Below are 12,573 nucleotides of genomic sequence, written 5' to 3' on the forward strand. Positions count from 1 at the left end.
TCATCCCCTCCCTTCCGGAATGCGGTCGCGCCACTTCGGGTCGGTGACGAGGTCGTGGTTGTTCTTCTCCAGACACTTCGGTGGCCCGTCGCCGGGCAGGTAGTGGACGGCGAGGTCCTGCGTCTCGACGTACCACTGGCCGGGCAGTGCCGGAAGGTCGTGGTCGGCGTGGAAGAACTGCGGGGAGGTGCAGGGCTGTCGGTACGAGTAGTCCTCTGCGCCAACGGGGTTGATGTCGGGTGTGGCGATGACCTTGCTGCGGTCCCAGTCCCAGCAGTGCCAGGCGTAGCCGCGGTCGGCGTCGAGGTTGAAGTCGGGGACGTCGAACTCGACCTGACCGGCCTTGGCCGCGACGGCCATGCGACCGACGAGATAGAGCCCGTAGTCGATGGGTCCGCCGAGGTGCTGGTCGCTGGGCAGGTGCAGGTTGAGCGCGGCCTCGGTGTCGGCCGGGGACGCAGCCTTCTCGAGAGAGGCCCGCGCGCCGTTGTCGCCGAGGAGCGCGGAGAGCAGGATCGTCGAGTTCGAGCCGACGACGTAGGGCCCGGCATGTGTCTCCGCCCCCTCCTGCGCGACACCCGCCCCGGCCTGGTTGGTGAGCGGATAGCGCCACGGAGCAATCCACTCCGACGGCTTGAACTCGTCGCTCGTCGCGTCACCGCGGTAGCGCAGCGGCCCGGTGAGCCCGAGCGCACCCACGAGGTCCGTCCGGCTGATGGCGCTCGGCAGGTCCCTCACGATGCCGCGGGGATAGGCCTGGTCGAGCCCGCGCGGGTCGGTCGAGGTGAGTCGACCGGAAGGTTCGGTGACCGGGTGGGGAGCGGACGGCATACCCAAGGGGTTGTCCAGAGCGGACGCGATGTCGTAGGTCCCCAGATTGCCGAGCGTCGTGAGGCCGGGGTTGATCTCGGCAGGCTTGGGCATCGCGAAGCCCGACATCACGAGCGCGCGGCGGGCGAGCAGGTAGAGGTTCCACAGCGGGACGATGACGGCCCAGTAGATGACCTCGCGCGCCGGGAAGGTCGTGATGTCGATGATGAGGCCGGGCAAAACGGTGAGCAGCCAGACGATGACCTGGCCGATGTAGACGATCCACGCGAAGAGCGCGAGCAACAGGTCGAGGAGCGAGAACGAGTCGTCGTCGTCCACGTCCGCACCACGGCTCGGGTCATCGTCGATGCCGGAGCCACCTCCGCCGGGAGGCGTCGGGAACGAGTGATCGGTGAAAACGCTTGGGGGAGGCGGCAACCGGAGACTGATCGCGTCCGAGCTCGACATCTTGAGGTAGCGGTAGACGATCTCCCACATCTGCGCCATCGCGGGTTCGTTGGGCCGCCCGTCGGGGTTGCCGGTGTTGGGATCGGTCGCCGAGAACGGCGGGTCCTGGAGCAGGATGTGCGGCCCGTCGGTGCCGTAGACCGACGACATCGCGTCGAGCAGTCCCTCGACGAGGTGGCCGGGCAGCGGGCCGGTGTCGAGATCGAAGAAGGTATGCCGGTGGGCCGTGGCCGTGGGTCCGTCACCGTTGTCGTAGGCCGGGAAGCCGGTCCAGTAGTCGTAGGCCGGCGCGTCGTCGCGGCCGTTGTAGGGCGCGTCGTTGCGGTGCCGGAAGGCGAGGCGGAAGTGCAGCGCGGACGTGCCGTACTCGCCGTAGAGCGGGCCGGGGTGACGGGCGCCGTAGTTCTCGGAGTCCATGTGGTTCTCGACGAGGTGGTGGCGCTGCCAGTGGTCGCGATAGGGACCCCCGGACTTGGCGTTGGTGAAGGCGTGGCCGGTGACGTCGGTCGCGCAGTGCGACATCCACCCGACGGCGAAGGCGATGCGCGCCTCCGCGTCCTGACGTTCCTCGTCGGTCCCGGCGTTGGCCAGCGCGTCCTTGGCCTGCTTGAACAGGACGAAGGGGAACTGGTAGGTCCGGCGGTAGTGGAACATGTCGGACCAGTAGAAGGCATCGTCCCCAAATGCCTGTGGCACACCGGAAGTGAGCACTCCGAACCAGTCGCCCATCTCGGCAAGGAGCCCCTTGAAGGCGGACATGAGGGAGGAGATCACCTCGTCGAGGACCTGGGCGAGCTGGGTCGAGAGCCCGCCGGTCAGCTGCGAGGCGAGCTGTGAGTTGTTGGTCGAGATGGGGTCGATCCACTTCTCCCACTTCGACACGAACTCGGAGTCGAGGACCTCCCACACGTCGAGCGCCCACTGGACGACCTGCCGAATCACCTGCCCAGTCGTGTTCTTGAAGTCGGGGAGCAGGTAGAAGAGGTCGGGTCCGAGTGAGCCGAGCTCGAGGTAGTTGCGCCAGGTGTGGCAGTGCTCGCCGATCGCCTGGGCCTCACCGGTCGGGATGGGGAAGCCGCCGGGGACCGTGCCGGTGCGGAGTCGGGCTGCCGTGTCGTGCGCGGCCTCCATGTGGACGTACCAACCGGGCATGCCGACCTCCTAGCTCGAAACCAATGGGCTCACGAGAGAGAGGAGCGCTCAGGCGGACGCCAGATACCTCAGCCCCTAGGGGCTTCTCTGCGGCGCTGTTAGCCTCCAGAAATGTCCAAGGCCAGGATCCACAACTTGTTCGTCTCCACGGACGGCTTCGCCGCTGGTGACGAGGTCACCCTCGACAAGCCGATCGGCGAGGCCGGGGCCCTGTTCCGCGGGTTCGACGGACGGTTCATCCACGGCTTCGGTCCGGTCGATGCACCGTTCACCCTCGACCGTGCCCTCACGTCCACGTGGGGTCAGGGCATCGGCGCCGAGATCATGGGCCGCGGCAAGTTCGGCCCCCAGACCGGCCCGTGGCCGGAGGACGGGTGGCGTGGCTGGTGGGGCGACGAGCCCCCTTTCATGACACCGGTCTTCGTCCTCACGCACTTTGAGCGCGAGCCCATCGAGTTCGACAACGGGACGGTCTTCCACTTCATCGATGCAGGCCCCGCAGAGGCCCTTGAGGTTGCCCGCGAGGCAGCTGGCGGCCTGGACGTGCGCATCGGTGGCGGCCCCACCTCCGTTCGTCAGTTCTTGGAGGCCGACCTCGTCGACACCATGCACGTGGTGAATGTGCCGGTCGTGCTCGGTAGCGGCAAGGCGCTCTGGCAGGGCCTTGCCGGCATCCAGGACCGCTTCGACATCGACTCCATCTCCGGAGCGAACGGCTACACCCACCAGATCTGGAACCGCCGCGCTCGGTGACGCCGGGACGCAAGTGCTCGTCAGGACGAGGCACCGAGGTGGTGTCGCACCACCCTTCGGCGCAAGGTGGGTGACGTCTCGACCTCGTATCCGGCGTCGAGGAAGACCTGGAGCAGCCCGACCGAGGCCTCGTCCCAGATCACGGTCTTTCCCGGCGGCGGCTCAGTGGGGTAGCCCTCGAGGACGCGAGCGCCGACCTGTCTGCCGTACTCGACGGTTGCCGCGGCGAGCTCGTACATCAGACCCTGTCGACGGAAGCCCTTGCGCACGACGAAGCAGGTGACCGACCAGACGCCCTCGAGGTCGGGGTCCGACCTCATCCACGACTTCTGCCGGGCCCAGATCCTCGGGTAGTTCTCCCGCGGCTCGACGGCGACCCAGCCGGCTGGCTCGCCGTCGGCGTACCCGACGAGCCCGGACGTGGGGCCGACCGTGCCGCAGCCGGCCTGCTCCAGGAGCGCAACATCCCGCTCCTCCTGAGTTGTGTCGCGCCAGATCCAGCCCGGGACCTTGAGCGCCTGACAGCGGCACTTGCGGGCGCCACCAGCTTCGAAGACGGCCTCGACGTCTTCGTCCGTCGCCTCATTGGCCGGTCGCCAGCTGAACTCGGGCACACGGCGAGACTAGCGGTGGACCGCTGGCTCCGTGCTCTTCAGCGGTCGTCCCACCTCATGAGTGGTGATGGACGTGATGCTCGATGAGCGGCTCATTCACGAGCAGGAAGTCGACGACGCTCCAGAACTCGCTGATCCGGGGGTGGGCCAGGGCTTCCTCCCTGGTGAGCTTCTGTCCCCAGAAGGCGGAGTCGCCGTAGGTCTGGGCGGCGTTGACAGCCGTGGCGGCGGGCTCGGGCGACGCCTCGACAGGGCCCACGCGACAACCGAAGGAGATGTGGTCATCGACGCCGTCCTCGAACGTTCCGAAGACCACGTCGATCCACGCTTCCTGGCCGTCGTGATCGTGCAACGCGGTCTTTGCCACGCAGTACACGGACCCGTCCTTGAGCACGAACGATGACACTGTCGAGTACTGCCTGCCGCAGTGGTTGCAGGTTGCCTCACGCGATTCGCTGTCGCCATCCAGAGTCAGGGTCATGGCAGCTCAGGCCGTCTGCTCGCGGAGGTAACGGCCGAAGTGGGGCACGGTGAAGGCGATGCGTCCGCGCTCCCCCGAATAGATGAGCCCCTTCTTGAGCAGCGCATCACGTGCCGGCGACAACGACTGGGGCTTGCGCGCCAGATGCACTGCCACGTCGGAGGTCGGCACGGACTCGATCTCGTCGAGCTCCTCGACCCCACCCTCCGCAATGGCAACAGCAACGTCGGCCATGGCGCGCAGGTACTCGCGCTCCCCCGGCGTGGCTCGCTCGAACCGCGACCCGAAGAACCCGACCGCCAGCTCCGACTCGGCCTCCGGCGCAGCGACCCGCACGTCGTCGACCGTCACGGGTGATTTCGGCGCCCGATCCCAGGCCGCCTTGCCATAGGCCTGGATGAAGTACGGATACCCACCGGTCGCGGCATACAGCGCATCGAGAGCCGCTGGCTCGTATGCCGCACCCTCCTCTTCCGCGGGTACGACCAGTGCCGCGTCGGCCGCCGCCCGCGGCAACCGGTCGATGCGCGAGTAGCGAAAAAGCCTCTCGGAGTATGACTTTGACGCCGACAGCACCGCCGGCAGGTGCGGCAGTCCCGCACCCACCACGATGACCGGCAGCCCCGACTGGGAGATCTCGTGGCACGCCGCGCACAACGCCGACACGTCATCGGGCCCGAGGTCCTGCATCTCGTCGATGAACACCGCGATCCCGCGACCGGTGTCGGCTGCCATCCCGCCCACGTCGGTGAGCAGCTCGACGAGGTCGATCTCGATGTCACCCGAGTCCGCGCGACCAGAGGCAGCCGGTGCATCGATGCCCGGGTTCCACTTCTCGCGCAGCTTCGTCCCGGCGGGTGCATCACGCTGGGCGAACGCCTTGATCACGCCGAGGACGTGCTGCACCTCGTCATCGCTGGGGTGGCCGAGCTCGCGAACAGCCTGGTGCAACGCCGACGACAGCGGCCGCCGCAGCGACTGGTCCGGACGCGCCTCAAGCTTGCCAGTCCCCCACTTCGCGCGAACAGCGGTGGACCGCAGCGCATTCAGCAGCACCGTTTTGCCGACACCGCGCAAGCCCGTCAACACGATCGAGCGCTCCGGCCGTCCCCGCGAGATGCGCTCGAGCACGACCTCGAAGGCGTCGAGCTGCTCGTCGCGACCGGCGAGCTCGGGCGGGCGCTGGCCGGCGCCGGGGGCATAGGGGTTCCGGATGGGGTCCACGATGGCACCGTATCCGCATGTCTAGGGCGGACGGCATACATCCGAATAACGGCGTATGCCGTGTCGCGGGCCCCACGAACGGCGTATGCCGTGTGCCCAACGTGAGCACACGGCATACGCCGTCGTTGGTCTGGCTGTGCCGGTCGGTCAGTCGCCGTAGGGGTTCTGGATCGACACGTGGACGTGGTCGTAGTGACCGTCGGTCACGCCGGAGCCACCGGTGTAGGTGCGCCAGCCCTCCGAGGAGCGAGCGACGCTCCAGATCTTCCCGTCCCAGATGACGTAGCGGACCTGGAGTCGGACCGCGTACTGCTTGAGCCACTCGGCGAGCTTCCAGCCCTGGGCCTTCTGGGCCGCGGTCGGGTAGGTGCCGATGGCGTTGGAGATCGTGCAGTCGAGCGCGTTGCCGGTGTTGTGGTTCGACGTCGCCGCCTGGTAACTGCGGTAGGCGCCGACGTAGCACTGCGTCTCACCCGTGAGGCGGGCGATCTCGTTGTCGACGAACTGCGTGCGTTGTGTGGCCGCGGGGGCAACCGTCGCCGCCGAGGGGTAGGGATTGGTGCCCGGAGCTCCATAGCTGCCACTCGATGACCCGAACTGGTGCGAAGCATTCTGGTTCTTCAACGTGGCGTTGAGGTTGGCCTTGACGCCGGTGGCGACCGCCTGGCTCGAGCCGCCGTAATTGCTGTTGAAGTAGACCGTGACCGTGCCGGACGTCCTGTTCCACACCGACGCCGCGGCGTTCTTGACGCACAGGCCCTGACCGGCGCCCGCACCCTTGAACTCATAGCAATCCGGTTGTGTCGCACCGTAATCGCCGACCGAGGTCGTGAAGTCCGACACCGATCCGAGCTGACCGCTGTTGTAGTAGAGGCAGAACTCCCCCGCGTCGCAGACGCCGTCACGAGCGGCAGCCTGCGCAGTAGGTGCGGTCGCCGTCATCACGGCGACGCTGAGAAGCGTTCCGGCGAGACCGGCATACGCGATCTTCTTCTTCACCCTTGCTCTCCTTCTCCAGGGCGGAGCCGAGGCCCCGCCGCCCCGCGGGCTGCTGCCCGCATGCAACGAAGTCTTGTATGCCGTGGCCATTCCCGCTCGTTGAGCCGGGCTACCAGCGGGGGAACCTTGGCCGACGACTCTGCGTCCAACTCGCATGCGCCAGTTCAGGACGACCCTCACGCTGACCGTGGTGATCTCTGCAGCCCTCGCCGGGTGCGGGTCGGAGGGGCGCACCACACCGCCGGCCGCGTCACTCTCGCCCAGTTCGTCCGCGAGCCCGGTCGCAGACATCGACGTGGACCTGAGTCGCGAGGTCGTCGCCCACGGCATGCTCATGCAGCGCAGCACTACGGCGCCGGTGGAGATCTGCGTCGGTGGGGTGAACACTTCCTATCCACCTCAGTGCGGTGGCCCCACGTTCGCGGGCGAGTTCTCCTGGGACGGGCTCAAGCCCGAGCGTTCGCGGGGCATCACCTGGACCAACGCCTCGGTGTGGGCGGTCGGCCGCTTCGACCCCAAGGCTGGGCCGACCGGCACCTTCACGTTGACCCGACCCATCGCGATGACCGCACCTGCGGGGATGACCGAGCCATCCTCGGACGGGGTCGACTTCCCACAGTTGTGCAAGGACCCGTATGCCGGGGGTGGCAGCAAGGGTGCCGGCGGATCCGGGGCAGACACCAATGCGCTCACGACCCTGCTCCCCACCCTCGACGGCTATGTCGCGTCCTATGTGTCCTCCCTGTTCAACGTCCTCGTGACCGGCGACGCTGCCGCTGCGCAGCGCGAGATCCGCAAGGTCTGGAAGGGCGGACTCTGCGTCGAGCAGCGCGATGGCCCGACCGAGGCCGCCATCAACGCCGCCCACGAGGCCCTGGGCAAGAGGTTCAAGGACCTCGGACTGCTCAGTTCGGGAGGTTCCATGGGCGCGCTCGAGGTCGAGGCAGTGGTCGTCGATGCCGCCACGCGCGCTCGCATCCTCGAGATCGTCAAGCCGTGGGTCACCCCGGACCAGGTGCGCATCTCGAACTCGATCCGGCCCCTGCCCCAGTGAGCCCGGGTCCCTCTGGCAGGTGGTGACCACGTCTCGGACACCCGAGGTGCGCAACGACCGATCACCGCGATGAACCGACCGGTCACCCCGTCAGGACGGCCCGCTCGACGACCCTGACCCGGCCTTGGGTGACTACCTGCGCGTAACGCCGCAACGTCGCACGAGTCAGCACAACGTCGTGTGATCGGAGCCCAACGCATGGACCAGCAACGCCAGGACCACCCAGAACAGCAGGAACGTGCCGGCGGGCATCTCAACCGCCGCACCCTTGTCGCCAGTGCCGGAGGGGTCGCAGCGCTTGCGGCGTTCGGCACCACGGCCGGGACCAAACTGCGGGCGGGCGCAACGCCCGGTGCCGGCCGGTCCGCAGCATCGGCCGCGGCACCCCTCGACCCACTCGCCCTGCTCAAGAAGATGCTCAGCTTCGACACCCAGAACTTCGGTCAGGGCGGCAAGACCCGCCCCCACTCCGAGTGGCTCAAGACGGTCTGGGAGGGCGCCGGAGTTCCGGCCGAGATCATCGACACGCCCCAGCCCGACAACGTCCACCTCATCGCCCGGATCCCGGGCAAGGCCGGCTCGACGCAGAAGCCGCTGCTCCTCCTCGGCCACTCCGACGTCGTCCCCGTCGAGCGCGAGAACTGGTCCGAGGACCCGTTCGCCGGAACGGTCAAGGACGGCGAGATCTATGGCCGTGGCGCCCTCGACATGAAGGGCGCGAACGCCGCGTCTGTTGCGGCCCTGCTCCGCCACCTCTCCGAGGGCGCCGAGTTCGACCGCGACATCATCGTGCTCACCGACTGCGACGAAGAGGCCGGCAGCTACGGCTCGGGTTGGCTCGCGCAGCAACACTGGGACAAGCTCGACTGCGGCATGGTCCTCACCGAAGGCGGTTGGTTCCTCGCCCAGTCGGACAGGACGACGCCGATGCTCATCACGGTGACCCGCCAGGACAAGGTCTACTTCAACCTCGACCTCAAGGCCCGTGGCACCGCGACCCACTCGAGCAAGCCCATGCCGGACTCGGCGATCGTCGGGCTGTCCCGCGCCGTCGCCGACCTCGGCGACGTCAAGGCACCCGTGCACCTCACCGAGGTCACCCGGGCCTACTTCGAGGCCCTCGCCCGCGCCACCGACGACCGCAAGCTCGCGAGCGCTCTGCGCCTCATGCTCAAGGCCCGCAGCCAGCCAGCCCTGGAACGCGCCGCTGCCCTCGTCGTCAAGCTCTCCGACTACCCCTACCTCCACTCCGCCCTGTTGCGGACGACGATGGCGTTCGTCATCGAGGACGCGGGCTACAAGGAGAACGTCATCCCGTCCGAGGCCCACGTGCGGGTCAACTGCCGAGGCATCCCTGGCGGCCAGAAGCCACGGGACTTCCTTGCCACGATCCGCTCGATGATGGACGAGCGGGACATTGAGGTCACGCTGGCCGGCGCCGCTGGCGAGACCGAGGAGCAGACGCTCGCGGCGCTCGACAAGCGTTGGGCCACTCCGCCGGCTGACGTGAACACCCCTCTCTTCCAGGGGATTTCGCAGGCAGCGGTCAAGACCTACCCGGGGGCGGTCTTCACGCCGGCCCTCTTCGAGGCGGGCACGAGCCTGGGTCCGTGGCGCGAGAAGGGCATCCCCGGCTACGGCGTCTACCCCTACGTCATCGACAACGACCAGCTCATCGGGATGCATGGCAACGACGAGCGCATCTTCGTCGACGCCCTGACCAAGGGCACCGACTTCATGTACGAGGTCTTCGCCCGCTTCCGCGCCTGAGGTCTTTCACAACAGAGGGGTATGCCGTGGGGCACCGTTCACGACAACGGTGCCCCACGGCATACGCGATGGTGTGTCAGAAAGCGTCAGGGGACCTGGGGCTCGCTGCCATCGGCGGTCTCCATCTTCTTGCCGGCTGCGTGCCAGGCGCGCATGCCACCGTCGAGGTTGGCCACGTCGTAGCCCTGCTGCGCCAGCCACGGCAGCGTGCGCTCGACGCGACCTCCACTGCGGCAGGTGACGATGACCGTCTCCTCACGCTCGAGGAAGGGCGCGAGCTCATCGACGCGGGCGGGCAGCTCACTCATGGGGATGTGCAGGGCGCCGGGCGCGTGCCCGCGGTCCCACTCGTCCTGCTCGCGGATGTCGAGGACGACCGCGTCGTCGGCGAGGTCGGCCACCTGGATCTGGGAGAAGTCACTCATACCCACGACGCTACGCCAATCCCCAAGCGACCAACTTCGTGCCCGTTCGCGCGGGGCGGATAAGCGAGGCCCGGACCGTAGCCACATTCGTCCAATAGGACGCGAATGGCGAAACCATTCGTGCCCTATTGGACGAAAAGTGTTGGCGCGTGCAGCGTTAGTAGGCATGGGTCTCGGAGGCGATGGTGTCGGCGATCTTCTGCTCGTCGGTGCGGCTCGAGCGCAGCTGCGGCACTGGCGCCGCCTGCACCTGCTGCAGCCCGGCCACGCCGTCCTCGATGACGAACGTCGCGCGGGTGAACGCCTCGGCGTCGGGCACCGTCACCTGCGGCACGCAGCGGAATCGCGCCGTCATCTCGGTCTTGGTGATCGTCGTGGAGACGTAGCCGCGCAGGTTGGTCCAGAAGCGCAGGTTGGGGTTCCACTCCGCCCAGGGGTGCGTCCCGTCGGCCTCGTCGTAGCCATCGCCACCAGAGGTGATCGACGACGTGATGAGCTCGGACCCCACCGGCTTCGTGCTCGCGGCCTCGTCGTAGTTCAGGTAGAGGTCGCTGGCCCAGTGCGCGTGGACGTCACCGGTGAGGACGACGGGGTTGCGGACCTCGGCGTCGACCCAGCCCTGGGTGATGCGCTGGCGGGAGGCCCGGTAGCCGTCCCACGCGTCCATGCCCACAGTGGTGGTTGCCGGGTCCGGGTTGTTGTCGCGGCGCCCGAAGAAGACCTGCTGTCCCAGGATGTCCCACTTCGCGCGGGAGTCACGGAACCCGTCGAGCAGCCACTTCTCCTGCTCGAAACCGGGCAGCGAGCGCGTCGGGTCGTCCGCCTCGGGGCAGTTCTTGTAGCCATCGCCGCACGCCTGGTTGGAGCGGTACTGGCGCGTGTCGAGCATGTGGAACGTCGCGAGGTCGCCCCAGCCGCTGCGACGGTAGAGGTCGAGGTCCGGGCCGGCGGGCACCGAGCGTCGACGGAGCGGCATGTTCTCGTAGTACGCCCGGTAGGCCGCGGCGCGCCTGTCGATGAACCCGGGCTGCTCGACCGGCCGGTCGGCCAGGTCGTCGGCGTAGTTGTTGTCGACCTCGTGGTCGTCCCACACCACGAGCCACGGAGCGACGGCGTGGGCCTCTTGCAGGTCGAGGTCGGTCTTGTACTGCGCGTGCCGCTGCCGGTAGCCGGCGAGGGTCTTGGTCTCCGGCCCCGCGTGCTGGCGGCCGATGCCGGTGCCGGCCCCTTCGTACTGGTAGTCACCGAGGTGCAGCACGATGTCGGGGCGCTCCTCCGCGAGCCGCCGATAGGCCGTGAAGTAGCCGGCCGGCAGGTTCGAGCAGGACACGAACGCCATGGCCAGCGACGACGGAGAGCTCGCGAGCGCCGGGGTGGTCAGGGCGCGACCCGTGCGGGACACGTGCTTCCCGAGGCGGAAGCGGTACCAGTACTCGCGACCCGGCCGCAGCCCGGCGACCTCGACGTGGACCGAGTGCGCCCAGGCGGGCGTCGCCGACGTGGCCCCCGCCTTCACGACGTTCTCGAAACGCTCGTCCGTCGCGACCTGCCAGTTCACCTGGTAGGTGGAGGACGGCATACCCCCGAGTCCGTCCGCTGCAAGCGGTTCGAGAGCCAAGCGGGTCCAGATGACGAAGCCGTCGGGCTCCGGATCGCCGCTCGCGACGCCGAGGGTGAACGGGTCAGAGCGCGGGATGACGGCCGCGGCGCTCGGCCGCTGGTCGAGCAGGATGGCGCCGGGAACGAGGGCTGCGGAACCGACGGCGAGGCCGGTGCGAAGGGCAGTACGACGAGTGGTCTCCATGTCCACGACCCTCACGGACGCGCGGCAACTCCGGGAGAATCCCACAAAGACATCGGGTGAAGTGTCAGCAAGGCACCTCGACCTCGGGCCCCAGACGGACGGGCAAGGGCAGCGAGGCTGTCCGTGTGGGGCACGAAGGCGGCCTGTGGGGACAGCGCTACTTGAGGAACTTGCTCGTGCGGCGGTCGGCGAGGGGCTTGCCGCCGGTCTGGCAGGTCGCGCAGTACTGCAATGAGGAGTCCGCGAACGACACCTCACGCACGACGTCACCGCACTCGGGACACGTCTCACCCGTGCGCCCGTGGACGCGCATCCCCTGGCGCTTGGCGTCCTTGAGCTCGGCCGCAGGCTTGCCCGTCGCGGCACCCACCGCAGCGGACAGCGTGTCGCGCAACGCGGCATACAGGCGCTCTGTCTGTTCGTCGTCGAGCTTGGCGGCCATCGCGAACGGCGACAGCTTGGCCACGTGGAGGATCTCGTCCGAGTAGGCGTTGCCCACGCCCGCGATGATCGACTGGTCGCGCAGGACGCCCTTGAGCTGGGCATTGCGTCCGCCGAGGATCTCGCGGAAAACCTTGAGAGAGAACGCATCCGAGAGCGGGTCCGGTCCCAGCCGCGCAATCCCCGGCACGTCCGAGGGAGACGAGACGATGTATGCCGCGAGCGACTTCTTCGTCCCGGCTTCCGTGAGATCGAAGCCGGATCCGTCGGACAGACGGACACGCAGGGCGATCGGCGACTTGCCCGGGCGCAGTCGCGTGGAGGACAGGGCATCGGACCAGCGGAGCCAGCCGGCACGCGCCAAGTGGAAGACCAAATGCGTTCCGCCGCAGTCGAGGTCGAGGAACTTGCCATGCCGCGAGACCGAGTCGATGGGTGCACCGACGAGCGCCTCGGGCGGTGGGTTGAAGGTCTTGAGCACCGAGATCGACCCGAGCTCGACGCCCGTCACTGCCAGGTCGGCCGTGCGCGTCGAAAGGAAGTCGACCAGCGCTTGGACCTCGGGCAGCTCGGGCATC

The 12,573-nt window shown here is 68.1% G+C and carries 11 protein-coding genes; 3 read left to right on the forward strand and 8 right to left on the reverse strand.

What is annotated here, in order from left to right; all coding sequences use genetic code 11:
• Entirely contained in the window at positions 1-2,430 is a 2,430-nt protein-coding gene (locus tag JNB_RS11970) for a zinc dependent phospholipase C family protein (RefSeq protein ID WP_009776738.1), read from the reverse strand.
• A gap of 111 nt (positions 2,431-2,541) precedes the next feature.
• On the opposite strand from JNB_RS11970, the gene JNB_RS11975 reads away from it, so the two are divergent.
• A complete protein-coding gene (locus JNB_RS11975) occupies positions 2,542-3,183 on the forward strand; it encodes a dihydrofolate reductase family protein (protein ID WP_009776739.1) in 642 nt (213 codons plus the stop codon).
• A gap of 20 nt (positions 3,184-3,203) precedes the next feature.
• Here JNB_RS11975 and JNB_RS11980 read toward each other — a convergent pair whose 3' ends face one another.
• The 4 genes from JNB_RS11980 to JNB_RS20970 form a co-directional block, all read right to left on the reverse strand.
• Positions 3,204-3,797 (reverse strand): GNAT family N-acetyltransferase, encoded by a 594-nt coding sequence (locus JNB_RS11980; RefSeq protein ID WP_009776740.1) that lies wholly within the window; start codon positions 3,795-3,797, stop codon positions 3,204-3,206.
• A 55-nt stretch (positions 3,798-3,852) separates the two neighbouring features.
• The gene (locus tag JNB_RS11985) at positions 3,853-4,173 is read right to left on the reverse strand and encodes a hypothetical protein (RefSeq protein ID WP_237700651.1); all 321 of its coding nucleotides are present in this window, start codon (positions 4,171-4,173) and stop codon (positions 3,853-3,855) included.
• A 111-nt stretch (positions 4,174-4,284) separates the two neighbouring features.
• Positions 4,285-5,502, reverse strand: a complete 1,218-nt coding sequence (locus JNB_RS11990; RefSeq protein WP_009776742.1) for an ATP-binding protein — start codon at positions 5,500-5,502, stop codon at positions 4,285-4,287.
• Positions 5,503-5,649: 147 nt separating this feature from the next.
• Positions 5,650-6,501 (reverse strand): peptidase inhibitor family I36 protein, encoded by an 852-nt coding sequence (locus JNB_RS20970; protein WP_009776743.1) that lies wholly within the window; start codon positions 6,499-6,501, stop codon positions 5,650-5,652.
• A gap of 154 nt (positions 6,502-6,655) precedes the next feature.
• Here JNB_RS20970 and JNB_RS12000 point away from each other — a divergent pair, with 154 nt between their 5' ends.
• Together JNB_RS12000 and JNB_RS12005 are read left to right on the forward strand one after the other, a co-directional pair.
• Positions 6,656-7,555: a hypothetical protein gene (locus tag JNB_RS12000; RefSeq protein WP_009776744.1), complete on the forward strand. Its 900-nt coding sequence runs from the start codon at positions 6,656-6,658 to the stop codon at positions 7,553-7,555.
• 198 nt (positions 7,556-7,753) lie between these two features.
• Positions 7,754-9,325, forward strand: a complete 1,572-nt coding sequence (locus JNB_RS12005; RefSeq protein WP_009776745.1) for a M20/M25/M40 family metallo-hydrolase — start codon at positions 7,754-7,756, stop codon at positions 9,323-9,325.
• Positions 9,326-9,411: 86 nt separating this feature from the next.
• Here JNB_RS12005 and JNB_RS12010 read toward each other — a convergent pair whose 3' ends face one another.
• From JNB_RS12010 to JNB_RS12020, 3 genes are all read right to left on the reverse strand, one after another.
• A complete protein-coding gene (locus tag JNB_RS12010) occupies positions 9,412-9,750 on the reverse strand; it encodes a rhodanese-like domain-containing protein (RefSeq protein ID WP_009776746.1) in 339 nt (112 codons plus the stop codon).
• 157 nt (positions 9,751-9,907) lie between these two features.
• Positions 9,908-11,554, reverse strand: a complete 1,647-nt coding sequence (locus JNB_RS12015; RefSeq protein WP_009776747.1) for an alkaline phosphatase — start codon at positions 11,552-11,554, stop codon at positions 9,908-9,910.
• 157 nt (positions 11,555-11,711) lie between these two features.
• The gene (locus tag JNB_RS12020; RefSeq protein WP_009776748.1) at positions 11,712-12,572 is read right to left on the reverse strand and encodes an Fpg/Nei family DNA glycosylase; all 861 of its coding nucleotides are present in this window, start codon (positions 12,570-12,572) and stop codon (positions 11,712-11,714) included.
• Position 12,573: the final 1 nt, after the last annotated feature.

Origin of the sequence: Janibacter sp. HTCC2649 (genome assembly GCF_000152705.1) — a bacterium.
In the GTDB taxonomy this organism is placed as follows: Bacteria; Actinomycetota; Actinomycetes; order Actinomycetales; family Dermatophilaceae; genus Knoellia.

Coding starts and splice junctions, on each gene's coding strand:
- JNB_RS11970 (WP_009776738.1), bottom strand. CDS start 2,430: ATGCCCGGTTGGTACGTCCACATGGAGGCCGCGCACGACACGGCAGCC.
- JNB_RS12000 (WP_009776744.1), top strand. CDS start 6,656: ATGCGCCAGTTCAGGACGACCCTCACGCTGACCGTGGTGATCTCTGCA.
- JNB_RS12020 (WP_009776748.1), bottom strand. CDS start 12,572: ATGCCCGAGCTGCCCGAGGTCCAAGCGCTGGTCGACTTCCTTTCGACG.
- JNB_RS12010 (WP_009776746.1), bottom strand. CDS start 9,750: ATGAGTGACTTCTCCCAGATCCAGGTGGCCGACCTCGCCGACGACGCG.
- JNB_RS12005 (WP_009776745.1), top strand. CDS start 7,754: ATGGACCAGCAACGCCAGGACCACCCAGAACAGCAGGAACGTGCCGGC.
- JNB_RS12015 (WP_009776747.1), bottom strand. CDS start 11,554: ATGGAGACCACTCGTCGTACTGCCCTTCGCACCGGCCTCGCCGTCGGT.
- JNB_RS11975 (WP_009776739.1), top strand. CDS start 2,542: ATGTCCAAGGCCAGGATCCACAACTTGTTCGTCTCCACGGACGGCTTC.